15 protein-coding genes are annotated in these 18,028 nt (G+C 41.2%); 13 read left to right on the top strand and 2 right to left on the bottom strand.

Annotated features, from left to right (window positions below; genetic code table 11):
- Nucleotides 1–1,098 precede the first annotated feature (1,098 nt).
- From pyrR to WH223_RS07125, 12 genes are all read left to right on the top strand, one after another.
- A complete protein-coding gene (gene pyrR / locus WH223_RS07180) occupies nt 1,099–1,638 on the top strand; it encodes a bifunctional pyr operon transcriptional regulator/uracil phosphoribosyltransferase PyrR (RefSeq protein WP_340046867.1) in 540 nt (179 codons plus the stop codon).
- A gap of 26 nt (nt 1,639–1,664) precedes the next feature.
- A complete protein-coding gene (locus WH223_RS07175) occupies nt 1,665–2,603 on the top strand; it encodes an aspartate carbamoyltransferase catalytic subunit (RefSeq protein WP_340046866.1) in 939 nt (312 codons plus the stop codon).
- A gap of 184 nt (nt 2,604–2,787) precedes the next feature.
- On the top strand, nt 2,788–5,817 hold the full coding sequence (locus WH223_RS07170; protein ID WP_340046865.1) for a tetratricopeptide repeat protein: 3,030 nt from the start codon (nt 2,788–2,790) through the stop codon (nt 5,815–5,817).
- A gap of 17 nt (nt 5,818–5,834) precedes the next feature.
- Nucleotides 5,835–7,553, top strand: a complete 1,719-nt coding sequence (locus WH223_RS07165; protein WP_340046864.1) for a hypothetical protein — start codon at nt 5,835–5,837, stop codon at nt 7,551–7,553.
- 38 nt (nt 7,554–7,591) lie between these two features.
- A complete protein-coding gene (locus WH223_RS07160) occupies nt 7,592–8,797 on the top strand; it encodes a hypothetical protein (protein ID WP_340046863.1) in 1,206 nt (401 codons plus the stop codon).
- 28 nt (nt 8,798–8,825) lie between these two features.
- On the top strand, nt 8,826–9,527 hold the full coding sequence (locus WH223_RS07155; RefSeq protein ID WP_340046862.1) for a MotA/TolQ/ExbB proton channel family protein: 702 nt from the start codon (nt 8,826–8,828) through the stop codon (nt 9,525–9,527).
- A 65-nt stretch (nt 9,528–9,592) separates the two neighbouring features.
- Nucleotides 9,593–10,000, top strand: a complete 408-nt coding sequence (locus WH223_RS07150; protein WP_340046861.1) for an ExbD/TolR family protein — start codon at nt 9,593–9,595, stop codon at nt 9,998–10,000.
- A gap of 93 nt (nt 10,001–10,093) precedes the next feature.
- Complete coding sequence (locus WH223_RS07145) at nt 10,094–10,915, top strand: energy transducer TonB (protein WP_340046859.1); 822 nt, start codon at nt 10,094–10,096, stop codon at nt 10,913–10,915.
- Nucleotides 10,916–10,921: 6 nt separating this feature from the next.
- On the top strand, nt 10,922–12,232 hold the full coding sequence (locus WH223_RS07140; RefSeq protein ID WP_340046857.1) for a bifunctional folylpolyglutamate synthase/dihydrofolate synthase: 1,311 nt from the start codon (nt 10,922–10,924) through the stop codon (nt 12,230–12,232).
- Between the two features lie 58 nt (nt 12,233–12,290).
- Nucleotides 12,291–13,151 (top strand): methylated-DNA--[protein]-cysteine S-methyltransferase, encoded by an 861-nt coding sequence (locus WH223_RS07135; RefSeq protein WP_340046856.1) that lies wholly within the window; start codon nt 12,291–12,293, stop codon nt 13,149–13,151.
- On the top strand, nt 13,151–13,765 hold the full coding sequence (locus WH223_RS07130) for an alpha-ketoglutarate-dependent dioxygenase AlkB family protein (protein ID WP_340046855.1): 615 nt from the start codon (nt 13,151–13,153) through the stop codon (nt 13,763–13,765). The genes WH223_RS07135 and WH223_RS07130 overlap by 1 nt, the downstream gene beginning before the upstream one ends.
- Nucleotides 13,766–13,882: 117 nt before the next feature.
- Nucleotides 13,883–14,626, top strand: coding sequence for an SDR family NAD(P)-dependent oxidoreductase (locus WH223_RS07125; RefSeq protein ID WP_340046854.1), 744 nt, complete (start codon nt 13,883–13,885; stop codon nt 14,624–14,626).
- A 57-nt stretch (nt 14,627–14,683) separates the two neighbouring features.
- Here the strand turns inward: WH223_RS07125 and WH223_RS07120 are convergent, their stop codons facing one another.
- Nucleotides 14,684–15,772 carry an AI-2E family transporter gene (locus WH223_RS07120; RefSeq protein WP_340046853.1) on the bottom strand — a complete coding sequence of 363 codons (1,089 nt, stop codon included), beginning with the start codon at nt 15,770–15,772 and terminating at the stop codon, nt 14,684–14,686.
- 235 nt (nt 15,773–16,007) lie between these two features.
- Between WH223_RS07120 and WH223_RS07115 the strand changes: the two genes are divergently transcribed.
- Entirely contained in the window at nt 16,008–17,006 is a 999-nt protein-coding gene (locus WH223_RS07115; protein ID WP_340046852.1) for a 3-keto-disaccharide hydrolase, read from the top strand.
- 28 nt (nt 17,007–17,034) lie between these two features.
- On the opposite strand, the gene hutG is transcribed toward WH223_RS07115, so the two are convergent.
- Entirely contained in the window at nt 17,035–18,027 is a 993-nt protein-coding gene (hutG, locus tag WH223_RS07110) for a formimidoylglutamase (RefSeq protein WP_340046851.1), read from the bottom strand.
- Nucleotide 18,028 lies beyond the last annotated feature (1 nt).

Below are 18,028 nucleotides of genomic sequence, written 5' to 3'. Positions count from 1 at the left end.
TTATCCAAGGATGCGGAAAATGAATAATTTCCCTATTAACGACAAAATGCTTAAACGTTTTTGCAAAACCTATTTCTGATTTTGTTTTAGCGTTAGAAATAGCATATTACTTGTTTTTGTGCAATATTAATTACTCTAAATTAAACCTTAAAATTTTCTTAATAATTAAATTTTGTTCTTTTTTTTTGTTATGAAATAATAGCTTAATTTGAATTAAGCCTTTTCAATTCCTGTGATTTTAAATAGGATTAAAAGTTCTTAGATGAATAAGAATATTCGGTTTATGTTTATGCGTTTGAAATGACGTTTTTTCGATTATTTGTGAAAAATAAGGACATATTATTGAATTTAAATTTGGTAATGAGCTAGTTTTTATTTCGTTGTAGATATCTCAGAGTTATTTTTATTTTGAAGTGGTTCATGCAACTATCTGTGATTTATTTTAAATGAATAAATCTTCTTTTTAGAAAATAGTTGCTCTCACTGGTCTCTATAAAGTGGGAGATATGGTGCGTAATTGGATTGTTTTTTTTGTAAAAAAATGTTAAAAAAAATATTTTGTATCGTATAAAACCAAAAAATGAGAGTTAATTTATCGTGTTTTTTACCAAAAATTAAGTCGCTTTTTTTGCGCAAAGTGGTGTTGGGGATATCTTTATTTGGAGTTAGTATTAAGTAGACTTACAGTAACCAAGAGTTAGCGTATACTTTCAGTTTTAAGGAACGAATTAATCTTTCTGTAGTCTGGAGTGTAAGACCTGTGATTAGCTTGTGAAATGTACGTTTCCATAGCTTGTTTTATCCTTAAAATCGGTGATTTTTGTTTCCTGTAACTGTGCTAAATTGCTAGTACTGCTTTAGTATTTTAACAAATATCTGGACGAGGTCGCCTTTTATATGGTTTTTAACATTTTTTTGGGGATAATCTTGAAAAAAACATAGCCTTATGGGTAGGGATTTAGCCGATTATTCACGAGATTTGCAGGGAATAGCATAGTCTGCTAAAAGGGCGAAGGTAGCACCTCGGTCTTTACAGTTAGCGTATTACGTTGTGTTTTGATAAAGTGTGCTTAAAATCAGTTATTTAAATATTAATTAATGAAACAATCGATTTTACTAGAAGGAACCAAGTTTCAGATTACATTAAAACGTCTTTGTCAACAGCTGATTGAGAATCACGGCGATTTTTCTAAAGCTGTCTTAATTGGTATCCAGCCACGCGGTACATTCTTAGCGAAACGTATTCAGAAAGAAATCTTAGCGATGACGGGTACCGAGATACAGTTGGGTATTTTAGATATCACTTTCTATCGTGATGACTTCCGTGTTAAAGGTGCAGCTCCATTGGCGGCCAACAGCACGGAGATTGATTTTTTGATCGATGATAAAGATGTAATCCTTGTAGACGACGTTTTATGGACTGGACGCACCATTCGTTCGGCGATGGATGCGATGCAGGCTTTTGGTCGTGCCGCGAAGATGGAATTGATGGTTCTTGTTGATCGTCGTTTCTCACGCCAGATACCTATTGAACCCGATTATATAGGCATTCAAGTGGATTCTATAGACTCGCAACGCGTTATTGTGAGTTGGGAAGATGTAGACCCTGCTGATAGTATAGTCCTTGTTACTGAATAAAATAATTGCGCTAGAAATATATAACCATGTCAACAACAACCGAGCAGCTTAGTACGAGACATCTTTTAGGCATAAAAGATTTGAACGAGAACGATATTCAGTTGATTCTGGATACGGCTGCTAACTTTAAAGAAGTACTTAATCGACCGATAAAGAAAGTCCCTTCCTTACGGGACATTACGATTGCCAACGTATTTTTTGAAAATTCTACACGTACACGTCTTTCTTTTGAATTGGCCGAGAAACGCCTATCGGCGGATATCGTCAATTTCGCAGCTTCATCCTCGTCGGTGAGTAAAGGAGAAACGTTGATCGATACGGTCAACAATATCTTAGCGATGAAAGTAGATATGATTGTGATGCGCCACCCTTATGCAGGGGCGGGAGTTTTCTTAAGCCGTCATGTTGATGCGCAGATTGTCAATGCGGGCGATGGAGCGCATGAGCACCCTACGCAAGCGTTATTAGATTCATTCTCTATCCGTGAGCGCCTAGGTGATTTGGCCGGCAAGAAAGTAGCGATTATAGGTGATGTTTTGCACTCGCGTGTAGCACTTTCTAATATTCTATGCTTGCAAAAGCAAGGAGCGGAGGTGATGGTTTGTGGGCCGACAACGTTGATTCCTAAATATATAAAATCTTTAGGTGTACGTGTGGAACACGACTTGATGAAGGCTTTAAACTGGTGTGATGTAGCCAACATGTTGCGCATCCAGTTAGAGCGTCAAGATATTGCTTATTTTCCATCATTGCGTGAATATTCCATGCTTTACGGATTAAATAAAGAGATTTTAGATAACCTCGATAAAGAGATTATTGTGATGCACCCAGGTCCAATCAACCGCGGTGTGGAGATAACTTCCGATGTAGCGGATAGTAAACAAGCGATTATTTTAGACCAAGTAGAAAATGGAGTCGCTGTGCGTATGGCAGTTCTCTATTTATTGGCTGGTCAACGCGGCTAGTCTACAGCGGGTTTATGAAAAAATATGCTTGGCTTTAACAGTCAGGCATATTTTTTTTGTAAAAAAGACGTTATACTTATGGTTTTTAACAGATGTTAAGAACTTTTGAGGAAAACATGGAACTTTAGTTTTAATTTAGTACGTTGAAGATATATTGAGTTTTCACTTTTACTTAACACATAGCATGTATAAAAAAGTTTATGGGGTCGGTGTTGCATTAAGTTTGATGGGTTCTGCTGCTTTTGCACAGGAAACAGCATGGCAACAAATCAACAACGCCTACAAGACGGGAATGGAGTTGTTTGAGCGTGGGAAATACAGCTCGGCAGCAAAGCAATTTGATCGAGTTGAAAGCTTACGGACGAAATCTACATTACAGCTAGATGAAACCGAAGAGTTAACGCTGATCAAGGAGAATGTACGCTATTATCAAGCTATTTGTGCATTGGAGCTGGGCGATTCAAATGCTGAAGCAGGCTTTTTGAAATATATTAAAGATTACCCAGCAAGCGCAAATGCGAAAGCTGCATATTTCCAAATTGGAAAGTCCTACTACGCGAAGAAAGATTACCCTAAAGCCATTGAGTGGTTTCAAAAAATAGATAGTAAAAATTTAGCGGGAGCTGAAAATAGAGAATACCGTTTTAAGTTGGGTTACGCTCAATTTATGACAGGTGATTACACTTCTTCAAAGCCTCTTTTTGAGCGTTTGAAAGACGAGTCTGGTGTTTTTCAAGAAGCATCAATCTACTACTACGCTTACTTATGTTACTTAAATCAAGAATATAAAACAGCCTTGAATGAGTTTGAGCGTTTGAATGGGTCGAAGACTTATGAAAATAGCTATCCGTATTACATCACGGCTTTATATTTCTTAGATAAGCGTTACGATGATGTGTTAAGCTATGCGTTGCCAATCTTGGATCGTACGAAACAAGAGCATGAAACAGAAATGTTCCGTGTGGTAGCTGCTACTTACTTTATCAAGGGAGACTTACAGAAGTCGAAAAACTTCTACGATAAGTTCCAAGCGCAAGATCAAGGGAAAACGCAAAATAACCAAGATAGCTACCAAATTGGTTACATCGCTTACAAATTGGGCGACTATCCGAAAGCTATCCAAGAGTTAGAAAAATTAACAGAGCCTGATGCGTACTTCCAGAGTGCGATGATTACGTTGGGTGATTCCTTCCTAAAAACTGGGAATAAGCAGAGTGCGCGTAATGCATTCTTCCGTGCTTCAAAATTGGATTTCGATCCGCAATTGAAGGAAGAAGGTTTGTTCAACTATGCGAAGCTTTCTTACGAATTAGAGTTCCACCAAGTAGCCCTAGAAGCTACACAAGAATATTTAGATACTTATCCAAATACGAAACGTTCTGAAGAGGCTAAAACCTTATTAGCCGAAGTATTATTGAGTACTAAAAATTACCGTGCTGCGGTAGATATTCTAGAGAGTATCGGCAAGCGTGGTAAAGAAGCAAACACAGCCTACCAGAAGGTAACCTACTACCGTGGTTTGGAGTTCTATAACGAGCGTGCTTTTGAGAATGCTATCTCTATGTTTATGCGTTCCGAAGCGAACCGTAACGATGAGGAAATTTTTGCCCTTTCTACGTATTGGAAAGCAGAAGCTATGTATGAAGTACGTAAGTATGGCGAAGCGGTAACGAACTTCAATAAGTTCCTACAGTTGCCTGCAGCACGTAATACCGATGTGTATAGCTACGCAAACTACGCTTTGGCGTATGCAGCATTCCGTAATGACCGTTACAGCACAGCAGCGAACTACTTTGAGCGTTTCCTAGCAAGTGGTGGTAAGGACGGTTTGGAAGTGAATACACGTAATGACGCTGTCGCACGTTTAGCCGATTCATACTTCGGAATGAAAAACTACGGTAAAGCTTTAGAGCAATACAACCGTCTTATCAGCGCAAAAGCAGCGAGTCAAGATTATGCCTTATTCCAACGTGGTATCATTCAAGGTTTGCAAGGTGATAGCAACGGAAAGATCGCTACTTTACAGTCTGTGGTGCGTATGTTCCCGAAATCAAACTATGCCGATGACGTAGCTTTCGAGGTTCCTTATACGTACTTTATGATGGGTAACCATGATGCAGCGATTTCAGGTTTACAGAAAATGATTGAGCAATATCCACGTAGCAGCTACGTTCCACGTGCCTTAGTTACGATTGGTCTTGTACAATATAATAAAGACGACAACGATGCCGCTTTGAAAACCTTCCAGCGTGTTGTTGATCAATATGCAACAACCGACGAAGCAAAACAAGCGATGCGTTCCATCGAGAATATCTACTTAGATAAAGGCGATGCAACAGGTTATATCCGTTATGCGACAAGCACAAATATTGGTGACTTAAGTACAGCACAACAAGATGGACATAGCTTCAGCGTAGCGAAAACATTATTCGATCGTGGTAATTTCCAAGGAGCTGTAGAAGCGGTAAACGCTTATTTCGATAAATTTCCGAAACCAATCAATGAGAAGCATGCTCGTTTCATCCGTGGAGAGAGTTATGCTAAACTAGGTCAGGATAACGATGCTTTGCACGATTTCAATATCATTATGAATGATTGGACGAGTGCTTATACGGAGCAGACATTGTTGAGCGTTGCTAAATTGCACTTAAACAAGAAAGCATATAACGAAGCAACTCAAGTGTTGAAAAAACTAGAGCTTACTTCTGAGTACAAGTCTAACTATGGCTTCGCTATCAATAATTTATTAATCTGTTACTTCAATATTGGTGATTTCGTGGAAACACAGAACTATGCCAAATTGGTGAAAGAAAATAGTAAGTCTTCGGAAGAGGATATCGCTTTAGCACACTTATACTCCGGTAAAGCTTATGCAGCAACCAACAAGTCGGCTGATGCATTAAAAGAGTTCAACTTGGCGGCCTTGAAGAGCAAAACGATTATTGGTGCTGAGGCACGTTACCGCGTGGCGGACCAACAGCTGAAAGCTAAGCAATATGACAAAGCAATCGAGTCGGCGTTTGATATTTCTAATAACTTCTCTTCGTATGATTATTGGGTAGCTAAAGGATTTATCATAATGGCTGATGCTTACCTTGGAAAAGGTGATAAGTTCCAAGCGAAGTCCACACTAGAGAGTGTGATGTCGAACTACGACAATAAAAAAGATGACGTGTTGAAAGAAGCAAAGGCACGATTAGACAAACTTAAATAACAAGAATAGGAAGAACGATGAAATTGCATAAAACAGTATTTAAGAATTACGCCACCGTGGCCTTGTTGCTTGGTTTTGGGTTTGAAGCTAGTGCTCAGGTAACGCCTGAAAAACCGGTAACCATTGATTCTTTTGATGTAGTTCGTGATTATAAGCCTCTTCTTGCGGATGCGGTAAAAATTCGCCGTAGCCCAGACATGACGAATAAACGCAGCTACATGCCGAAGCTTAGCTACGGAAATGTGCCTGATAAAAAGTTGGATATCAACACTGGTTTGAAAGAACTGAATGTTCAAGAAACTCCTTTTGTCGCTTGGCAAGATCCAAATAGCAACTATGTGAAATTTGGATTGGGCAACTTGAATACCCTGCTTGGTGAAGGATATTTCTCCTACGATGCCTATGAAGATATGCGTGTCGGTGGTTTTGTGAAACACCTAAGCCAAAAAGGAAGCCTTAATCAGCAGAAATTCTCTAAACAAGAGGTAGGCGTATTTGGAAGTCGTATATTCCCTATGTTTACCGTAGATGGATTAATCGGTTACAATCGCTATGCGACGAATTTCTATGGTATTCCTTATGCTATAGATAAAACAACCTTGTTGAACCCTACGCCAGATAAGCAGACATTCAACGATATCTATTTTACAGGTGAGTTAAAGAGTAATTACGACCCTAAAAATGAAGAGGCATTAAGCTACTCCGCTAAATTGGATGCTTATACTTTCTCGGATAATTATAAAGCCAAAGAAACATCCGTAGCGATATCTGCTTTCTTGAACAAGCGTGTACGTGCTTTTAATATAGGAGTTAATTTGAGTGCTGATTTAAATACCGTAGATGGTACGAAAAAAGGAACAACGAAAAACTCTTTAGCGGTAATCAATCCGTATATCCGTTTCAAAGGCGACAACTATAACTTGACTTTAGGTGCTAATTTAATTCCTGAGTTTGGTGATAGCACAAGTTTTAATGTGTTCCCTGCTGCGGAACTTGACTTTGCTTTAGCGCCCGAATATTTACATATTTTCGGGGGAGTGAACGGCTCGGTTAAAAAAGCATCTTACCGTGATTTTGCACGTCAAAATCCTTTCTTAGGGCCAGACCAAACCATCCAAAATATGGTAGAGCGTTTGAGCTTCTTCGGAGGTATTAAAGGTAATGCTGGTGCTACTTTCGGCTACAAGGTGAAAGCTATTTACCGTAAACTAGAAGGTATGCCTTTGTTTGTGAACAACATGGATAAACCATTCCTTTTTGACTTGGTATACGATGGTAACGGCGATAAATCAACGAAACATGTTGGCTTAGAAGGTGAAATTAACATTCGTTTATCGGAGTTAGTTAACTTAGGCGGTCGTTTGAATATCGATCAGTATACTACTGCTCAAGAGGAAGAAGCATGGCACACACCAAAAATGAGGTTGGCGGCTAATGCACGTTTTACGCTATCGGAGAAATTGTATATCGATGCAGAGGCGTTATTCCACGGAGTGTCTAAAGCGAAAGTATACAACTATGATGCTTCAACAACGCCTGTAACTATTCAGACACCTTATGTGAAGCGTGATGTTCCTTCGTTCTTCGACTTGAGCGCTGGCGCGGAATACAAAGCGACTAAACAATTAGGCATCTTTGTGAAAGCAAATAACATCTTCAATAAAGAATATCAAACATACATGTATTACCCTAAATTGGGCTTTAATCTTATTGGTGGCTTAAATTTTTCATTTTAAGCGTAGAAGATTATAAATTTGCATATTATTACAATTGAATGAATTTAGGTAGAAACGTATTTAACCTCTTAAAAAGACAGACGAAAGTCTATGTGAAAGGTCTTGGTTCTTTTAAAAGAAACCTGACCTCTTCCGCATTTGACGAGAAGAACAACGTCTATCTTCCGCCTATTGCTTATCTTGATTTTGATCAAGCAAGTTTGGAGGGCTACGATTTTATCCAGTACATTCAACAGTTAAACGAAATTGAACGCACGGAGGCTGACAATCAAGTCAGCCAAGCGGTCACTATCATAAAGCAGCATATTACTGAAGAGGGGCAAGTAAAGTTAGATGACCTCGGTTATCTAGTGAGCTACGGAGAAGCCTATGTGTTTAAACCGCTCGACCTTTCAGGTTTCCATTTGGAGGCTGTTGCTGTTAATCCAGCATGTATAAAAGAGGAGGAACCTACTATTGAGCCTCCATTTGTCGGGGATATCTTCATTGAGGCTAGGGAAGAAGCTCCTGTAGCGGAAGTACCACCTGAGGAAGAGCCTGTCGTGATAGCTGAAAATCCTGCTTTTGAATCTTTACTTATCGATAATGTAGAGACTTCGCCTGCGGCGGATGTAGAAGCGGCTCCGGCAGAAGCGACCTCTATCGTTGCCGAAACGCCGGTAGCACAGCCAGCCGACATTCCCGCGGCAGCGGAAGAAGAGCCTTTCGAAGAGGAAGAATTTGAAACCCGCAAGAAGTCTAATACCATTTGGTACATCTTGCTTATCCTTGTTGGATTGGGCGTGATGGGCGGTTTGTACGTGATGAACAACAACATCCAGCTGTTCCCAGCTAATGTTCCTGCGGATACCACTGCTTTGGAGGTGCCACTAGTGGACACAGCGACTGTGGTTCTTGAAGCAGACTCTGCAGATATGAACCATGCAGCCGTAGACAGCGTACAGGTAGATAGCGTGAAAACGGAAAAACCAGAAGTTAAAGAAGAGACTTTCAAGACCAACCCGAAACATGAATGGCAATTGGTTATTGGAACACACGCGACATTAGCACAAGCATACACGCAAGCAGAATCGTACAATAAAGCCGGTTATCCGCATGTACGTGTCGTGCCGAGCAACTTAGCAAAAAATAAGAAAAAAGTAATTTGGGATTCGTATGAAACCAAAGACCAAGTAGACTCAGCGGCGATTTATGTGAAGAAACATATCATCAAAGATGCGTGGCAGGATAAAATAAACAAATAACAACAACCCTATATTATTACAAACGACTATGTCATTTATGCAAGAAACTGTTACAGTAGACTCTTTAAATTCCGTTCAACAGCAAGCGGTTGCGCTAGCGACAACTGATGATAATCTTAATTTGATTCAGATCCTGATGAAAGGTGGATGGATTATGATTCCTATCATTTTCCTATTGTTTTTGGCTTTAGTTATTTTCTTTGAGCGGTATATCACCATTCGTAAGGCATCACGTTCAGATTCTAACTTGATGGCGCAGATTAAAAGTAACGTGTTGTCTGGTCGCTTAGATGCTGCTATCGCAGTATGTCGCTCTAGTAATTCCGCTTTGTCGCGCATGTTGCAAAAAGGTTTAAGCCGCGTTGGTCGCCCGATTAAAGATATCGAAGGTGCCATTGAGAACGCTGGTAAATTGGAAGTTTCCAAATTGGAGAAAAATATTAACATCTTAGGTATCGTAGCTGGTATTGCGCCGATGTTGGGATTCGTAGGAACGATCTTCGGGGTAATTCTTATTTTCCGTGATGTAGAGGTTGCAGGTGGTATCGATATCGGTGCTGTATCTGGAGGTTTATACGTGAAGATGATTGCCTCGGCAAGTGGATTGACTGTCGGTATCTTAGCCTACATTGGTTACCATGTTTTAAACATGATGGTAGAGCGTCTTATCCTTCGTATGGAAACGGATGCGGTAGAGTTTATTGATTTATTAGACGAGCCAGGCGCTTAAATTTTGAATTGAAAGAGCCTTGTATAAGGTATCTTTTCATTTTTAAATGTAAAATCTATTAGCACATGAACTTAAGAAATAGAAGACATAAACCTAGCGCAGAGGTGCACACAGCTGCATTGAATGACATCATGTTTTTCTTGATGCTATTCTTCTTGTTGGCTTCTGCGGTATCAAATCCGCAGGTTGTAAAATTGTTATTGCCTAAATCAAGCGCTGGCGAGCAGTCGGTTGCTAAGAAAACGATGACAATTTCTATCACCTCAGATTTGGCTTTCCATGTGGATAAGCAAACAGTAAGCTACGAGCAGCTGGAGCCTTTGATTCAGACGCAAGTAAGCAATGGTGAGGAATTAACCATTATGCTGTATGCGGATAGCACAGTGCCAATTCAGAATGTTATTTCTGTAATGGACGTAGCCAACAAAAATAAGGTGAAATTGGTATTAGCCACAGAGCCTAAAAAAGACTAATTAAAGGGATAAGGTTATTTTTCAGGTTTTCGTTTTTAAACGCTAGTACCAGAAAGTAGTCTATATGAGTAACGATTTAAAGAAATAGTAACTATGCATTACGCTTCCCGAGAAGAAAACAATCTACCTAAAGCCTTTGGCATTTCAGCCTTGGTAATGGGTGTATTGGTTTTAATTGGTTTTTTTATTGTCTTCGGAGGTGATACTCCGCAGTACGGTATGGGAGGAATTATTGTTAATTACGGTACCTCCGACGAAGGAATGGGGGATGATTATATGAGCGTTGATGAACCATCGGTTGATGAAAATGCTAATAATGTGAAACCCGATAAAATAGATCCTGAAACGACACCAGTGCCTACACCATCGCAGCAAGTAACCGATAAAGTGGTTGCTACGCAAGATATTGAAGATGCACCGGCAGTGCCGAAGAAGGAGAAACCAGTGAAAGCCAACGCTGAAGTAGCGACGGTAGAAAAGAAAAATGCAACGCCTGCTGTTAATCCGAATGCCTTATATAAAGGTAAGAAGAATGACGGTTTAGGTAGTGGCGACGGTACGGGGAGTACGCCAGGTAATCAAGGTAGTGCCCTAGGTGATCCATTGGCGAGCAACTATGGCGAAGGTGGTTCTGGTGATGGCAACATGATGTTGACTATTGCAAACAGACGCTTTGAAGTGCGCCCTACGCTGCAAGATGATGGACAGCAAGCCGGACGTGTAGCCGTTGAATTTAAAGTAAATAGAAGCGGTGTCGTGACCTATGCACGTGCCGGAGTAAAAGGAACGACAATTTCTAGTCGTACGTTACTCGAAAAATGTGAACGTGCTGTGATGGGCGCTCGCTTGAATCAACTGCCTAATGCACCTGATTCGCAAACGGGCGTGATCGTTTTCAACTTCAAATTAAGATAAACATCCATGATGAATACATATGCAGCGGTAATCGAGTATCTATATGCTCGATTACCAATGTTTACGCGTGATGGGGCGGCAGCCATCAAAAAAGACGTCGATAATACCCTACAATTTTGTCAAGTCCTTGACAACCCACATCAAAAGTTTAAAAGTATACATATTGCAGGAACCAACGGTAAAGGTTCTTCATCCCACATGCTGGCATCTATTTTTGCGGCTGCGGGCTATAAGACTGCTTTGTATACTTCACCACACTTACTAGACTTCCGCGAACGTATCCGCATCAATGGCGCTATGATTCCAGAAGCTGAGGTGGTTGCTTTTATCAATCAGCATAAAGATTATATTGAAACCTTAGAACCTTCTTTCTTTGAGGTAACGGTAGCGATGGCCTTCGATTACTTCGCTAAAGAAAAGGTGGATATTGCCATTATTGAAGTAGGACTGGGCGGACGATTGGATAGCACCAATATCATTCAGCCGGAAGTCTCTTTGATTACCAATATTGGTATGGACCATATGAACCTTTTGGGCGATACTTTGGAAGAGATAGCGTTCGAAAAGGCTGGTATCATCAAAGCACATACGCCGGTTGTTGTTTCGGAGAATGATCCCAAATTGACTAGTTTATTTACAGATCGTGCAGCCTCTTTAGATGCTCCTTTAAGTTTTGCTGTCGAGCATTTAGCCGTTAAACAGGTAGAACGCGAAAACGGAGGGCAGGTAATTACCATTGAGCAGCGTGCCACAAAAGAAACTAAAACGTGGTTCTTAGACCTAGCGGGTTCCTACCAGCAGAAAAATATTCTCGGTGTCTTGACGGTTGTAGAGGAGATGCGTGCGCAAGGGTGGAAGCTGAGTGATGCCCAGGTGCAAGCAGGTTTACAGGCTGTGCAAACGGCTACAGGCTTGCAAGGCCGTTGGCAAACCCTATCTGAAGAACCTCGAATCATCTGCGATACAGGACATAATGAAGATGGCGTGCGTGAGGTGGTGAAAAACCTAGCATTAACCACTTTCAAGCGATTACATGTTGTGATTGGTGCTATGCGCGATAAAGATTTAAGCCATATGCTTCCTTTGTTGCCCAATGATGCTAATTATTATTTCTGTAGCCCTACCATGCCGCGGGCAATGCCTGCCGATATGCTTAAGGCACAAGCAGCAGATTTAGGTATGCATGGCGATGTGTATAGAACAATAGGTGACGCATTGGCGGCAGCGAAAGCTGCATATGCCGAAGGCGATTTAATTTTCATTGGTGGTAGCAATTTTGTTGTTGCCGAAGCTTTAGCAATCATACAAAAAGATTAAGCCTAAAGGTTCGCAAGAATCAGATTTTTTAATTGGGGCGAAGGAAGGATATTTGTATATGTTTACAACACAAGATATGCTTAACTATGAGCGGATTGAAGCCGCGATTGATTTTGTGAAAACGCATTATCAGCGTCAGCCTTCATTGGCTACAATCGCCGAACATGTTCATGTTAGCCCCGATCATTTTCAACGTTTATTTCAAGATTGGGCAGGTACCAGTCCGAAGAAATTTTTGCAATACATAGATTTGTATCATGCGAAGCATTTACTAGCCGACAAGCAGTTGAGCCTGTTTGATGCGACGCATGAGCTCGGACTTTCGAGCACCAGTCGTTTGCACGATATGTTTGTACAAATCGAAGGAATGACACCTGCAGAGTATAAAAACGGAGGACGTAACCTGCTGATAAGCTATGCCCATTACCCGACTTTGTTTGGCGAATTGCTCGTCGCATCAACGGAGAAGGGGATATGCTATGTGGCCTTTGAAGAAAAGGAACGGGACGCCTTGGCGGCTTTACAAAAGATGTACCCTGAAGCCAACTGTGTGGAAGCGGAGCATACGTTGCATCAACCTGTTTTGGCATTCTTCGCGAAAGATTGGCAGGAGCTCTCGACGGTTAAGCTGCACTTGCGTGGTACCGATTTTCAGCTTAAAGTATGGGAAGCCCTATTGAAGATTCCTGCTGGCAAGTTAAGTACCTATCAACATATAGCGCAACAAATAAATCATGATAAGTCATCGCGTGCCGTTGGTAATGCGATCGGTAGAAATCCTGTAGCTTTTTTAATCCCTTGCCATCGCGTTATTCAGAGCTCTGGTCTTTTAGGCGGTTATCGCTGGGGTGTGAATCGCAAGTCCGCGTTGATAGGCTGGGAAGGTGCTCATGAAGAAAACCTAAGAACAAACTCCTAATGAAGCTTTTTGACGATAATTTCGATACCGAGAAAAATTACCTTCCTTATGATGGGACGGTAAACTATTATGGCACTTTATTCACGAAGGAAGAAAGTGATGCTTATTTTCAAACCTTGTTTACGGACTTAGCGTGGAAAAATGATGAGGCTGTCATCTTTGGGAAACATCTTTTTACCAAACGTAAAGTAGCTTGGTATGGTGACATTCCTTTTTCATATACCTATTCGGGGATACAAAAAACAGCGCTGCTTTGGGAAGAGCCTTTACTTGCCATAAAGAAAGCTGTGGAGGAACGCTGTCAGGAAACTTTCAATGCATGCCTGTGCAATCTATACCATGATGGCTCCGAAGGCATGGCTTGGCATAGTGATAGCGAGCGCGATTTAAAGAAACATGGCGCTATCGCTTCCTTAACTTTTGGTGCGGAGCGTAAGTTTGCCTTTAAGCATAAAGAAAGCAAAGAAACGGTTTCTTTTCCACTGGCTCATGGCAGTTTATTAATCATGAAAGATGAAACCCAAGACCATTGGTTACATCGTTTGCCACCCACCACAAAAATAGCTACACCACGGATAAATTTAACCTTCCGTACCATCGTAAAAGTGAGCTAAGTCACAGATTATCTTGTTTTTGTCAGCTTACAATCATCTTGCTGTCATAGCCTTATTATCGCGCTAATCCACCGGTTTATTATGCTTACATTGTATATAAACCAAAAGGAAAATAGTATGAAACAGTTGAAAGATAAAGTCGCTATTGTTACCGGTGGAGCATCGGGTATTGGTAAAGCGATTGTGGAGCTTTTTGTGAAAGAAGGCGCTAAAGTTGTCATTGCAGATTTGAATGACAAACTCGGCCATGAGTTAGTGAATAGCTTGGGGGAGGGGAATGTATTGTTCGTAAAGGCAGATGCTTCATCTGCTGAAGATAATAAGCGTATTGTTGATGCCGCTATTGAAAATTTTGGACATCTTCATATTGCCGTTAATAATGCCGGTATTAGTGGGCCGACGGCTCCAGTAGGCGAATATCAAATTGAATCGTGGGATAAGGTTATTGCCATTAACTTGAATGGTGTGTTCTACGGTATGCATTACCAGTTGCCAGAGATTGAGAAAGTTGGTGGTTCCATTATCAATATGGCCTCTATTTTGGGAGCTGTAGGTTTTGCGAATTCTTCCGCTTATGTAGCGGCCAAGCATGGTGTCGTAGGTTTAACGAAAACGGCAGCATGGGAGTACGGTACCAAAGGTGTACGCATCAATGCGGTAGGACCGGGATTTATTTCGACACCACTGATTGGAGGTGATGAAGATGATAGCAAACATAAATATTTAGCGAGTGCGCATGCCATGCAGCGTTTAGGTAGACCAGAGGAGGTCGCTAGCTTAGTGGCATGGTTAGCTTCCGAGCAGGCTAGTTTTGCAACAGGAGGTTACTATCCGGTAGATGGTGGTTATTTAGCGCGCTAAGTAGCATCACTACACAGAAAAACGTCCGGTTGTCTATTTGACAGCCGGACGTTTTTTTTATTCTTGGACTTCGCTCGTTGGCGTTGGAGGTAGTTCCTCTGCGATGATGGCCTCGGGTGTTGATTTTCGTCGACCATATTCATTGCCATACACTTTTATGAGTACACCAATGGAGGAAAGAATCAAAGGACCAAATATTAAGCCTAGCATTCCGAACATATTTAATCCTAGTAATACCCCAAATACGGTAATCATTGGCGGCACATCACCAATGCTTTTGAGGATGGAGAAACGCAAGATATTATCAATACCACCTACCAGGAAGAAACAGTAAAGCGTCAGTGCAATAGCATGGTAAGTATCGCCAGTGGCGAAGCTCATCACACAGATGGGCACATAGATGGTCATGGTTCCTAATATAGGTACGATAGAAGATACTCCCGTTAATATACCAAGCATCACATAATTGTCGACGCCAAAAATCCAATAACCAATCATGGCAACCACCCCTTGGATAAAGCCTAAGATGGGAATACCAATAGCATTGGAGCGTACCATCAAGTTTATCTCATCCCAAATTTCTTTTTTGCTGGTATGGCTGAAAGGTACTGCATTATAAATAACCGTTTCCATACGTTTGGAATGCACCTGCATAAAGTAGAGGACAAAGAATGTCACCACGATATTAATAACTACCTCCACGACAGAGTTTAGGATATTCGGGATAAAGCGCGCTAGACTCTGTAAAAAGGAGAGTAAGGCTGCATCCGACATGTCAATATCTTTTAAGAAAGGCTTGTCCGATAGGTACACCTTCAAGGTGTTAAATTTTTCGACAATAAGATCTCTATTGCTTAAAAATTCATTTATCTGCGGAACCATGTAGTCGATCAATGCCCAAACAGGAAGGACAATAAAGACGATGGATAGCAAGATGTAGAGTATACTGGTCAATGGTTTATTCCATCCGCGGATGGTGGTAAACTTGGTGTACGATTGTCGAAAGAGAATGTATAAAGTAATAGCTCCTAAAAATCCGGGTAGGTAATACAATAGATTTTTGAACACCAACACACTGATAAGGAGGATGGTGATAATCAACATTACCTGATTGATAGAGTTGTTATTTATTTGACGGTATTTCATGTTAATTTTTAATATACAACAAAGTAAGAATTTTATAGTTAATCGTCGATATTTATTTGTTTATATAGGCTAGAACTGTCATTTTAGCCAGTAACGTGAATCGTAACACAAAATCCTAGCCAAGAAAAATATGCCTTGCATTTAGCTTTGAAAACCCTTGATTTGTATGTAATTCCGATGAAAAGGAGAATAATTTTTGTAGTTTAGTAGTTTATAAATCTAACCTCATAAAGATATGTTAAAAAGATACCTAAGCATGGGAACCATGCTATGTGCTTTAGCAAGCTTGGCGCTATCCTGTACTGAAACAAAAACGGAGAAGCAAAAAGAAGAAATCCATAATGCCGCTACACAAACGATTCCTGAAGAAGCCAAAGGCTTGCTTGGACGCTGGGATCTAACCGTTGACAAAGAGGGTAAAGAAGTGCCTTCATGGCTAGAAGTAAAGCTTTCAGGATTCAATACGCTTGTTGGTGCTTTCGTGGCCGATGCAGGGAGCAATCGTCCAGTGTCACATATTCAGCTTAAAGACGGTAAATTCTCGTTCCAGATTCCACCACAGTGGGAAGGAGGCGACGGAGTATTCACGATTGAAGGAGAGCTGCAAGGCGAAACGTTAAAAGGAACTATCACAAGCAATAAAGGCAATGTGTTCAACTTTGTAGGTGTTAAAGCTCCTTACTTAGTGCGCACAGGCGAAGCCAAATGGGGCACACCTATTGAGCTATTTAATGGTAAAGATTTAACCGGATGGAAAGCTTCTTCGGAAGATAACCAATGGTCGGTAAAAGAAGGCATCCTAACGAATGCCAAAGCAGGAGCGAATTTGATTTCGGAGCAGCAGTTTGAAGATTTTAAATTAACGGCAGAGTTCCGCTATACAGAAGGAGGCAACTCGGGTATCTACCTACGTGGTCGCTACGAGGTGCAGATTGAAGACTCACCGAAAGATAGACATCCAGGTTCTTTATATTTTGGGGCTGTGTACGGATTCTTGGCACCTAATGAAATGGTGGCCTTAGGCCCTAACACATGGAATACCTATGAAATCACGCTTCGCGGTCGCTTGGTAACGATTGTAGCCAATGGCAAAACGATTATCAGTCAGCAAGAGATTCCTGGTATTACAGGTGGAGCCCTAAACAGTAAAGAAGGCGAGCCAGGACCTATCTATTTGCAAGGCGATCATACTGGTATAGAATTTAGAAAAATAACCATTACACCAGCACTGTAATGTATAACACCTAAAAATGTTGGATCCTTTAATTAGGATCCAACATTTTTTTTGCGACAAGCTCAAATATTAAATTTGCCGCTAATTTTGCGGTGTGCATATCTATATCGTAAAGCGGATTTAACTCCGAAATATCTAGGCTCTTTAATTTAGGCGACTGCACAAGTTCTCGAAAAACCTGCCAAAAGAAAGCATCGGGAAATATACCATTGAAAGCCACGGCACTAACTCCGGGTGCAAAGGCTGCGGCAAAGACATCCAAATCTATCGTTAGGTACAGCTGGTCTATTTCTGCGAGAAAACGAGTTATTGTTTCGCTAATCTGTTGCTGGTTGGCAGTGTGAAAATCGGCCCCCTCAATCGATGTCACTCCTTGCGTTTGGATATAATCAAAAAGTGCTTGTGTATTACTGATGCGTTGAATACCTATAGGCAAATAATGCAGTCTTTTTTCTTTAGCGGATTCGGCTTCTGCAATCTGGAAAAATCCGGTGCCCGAGCTAGCTTCGTGATGCTGTGGCGCACGACAGTCAAAGTGGGCGTCGAAGTTTATGATGCCGAGCTTCTTACTTCCATCATCCTGAAAACCGAGGTAATGCCCATAGGTAACTTCATGACCACCACCAAGGACAATAGGGAAACCACCTTTTTTGCGCACCCGCTGTATCGCTTTACCCAAGGTCGCTTGTGCGGCATCGAGGTTTTCATTCGGGCAAATGATATTTCCGGCATCAAACAAAGAAAAGCTGTTGCTACGAAAAATAGGCATATTAGCGAGCGCTTTGCGTATGGATTTAGGTCCTTGCATAGCACCCACACGCCCCATGTTGCGGCGCACTCCTTCATCACAAGCGAAGCCTAGTACAACAAAGGCCCCTTTGAATGGGGTAGCATCCTGCGTTAAGTCTACAAGTTGTATATGTTGATGCCAGCGTAAGTGTTCTTCCGTATGGCCATCCCGACGCCCTTGCCAGTCTTCAGCTGCTGGAGGTCGGTAGTAGGTTGTATCTAGCTTTATCATC

The sequence above is a fragment of the Sphingobacterium sp. MYb382 genome (assembly GCF_037572665.1).
In the GTDB taxonomy this organism is placed as follows: Bacteria; Bacteroidota; Bacteroidia; order Sphingobacteriales; family Sphingobacteriaceae; genus Sphingobacterium.
Note: the sequence above shows the minus strand (reverse complement) of the source record. Positions and strands in the feature narration are given on the sequence as shown.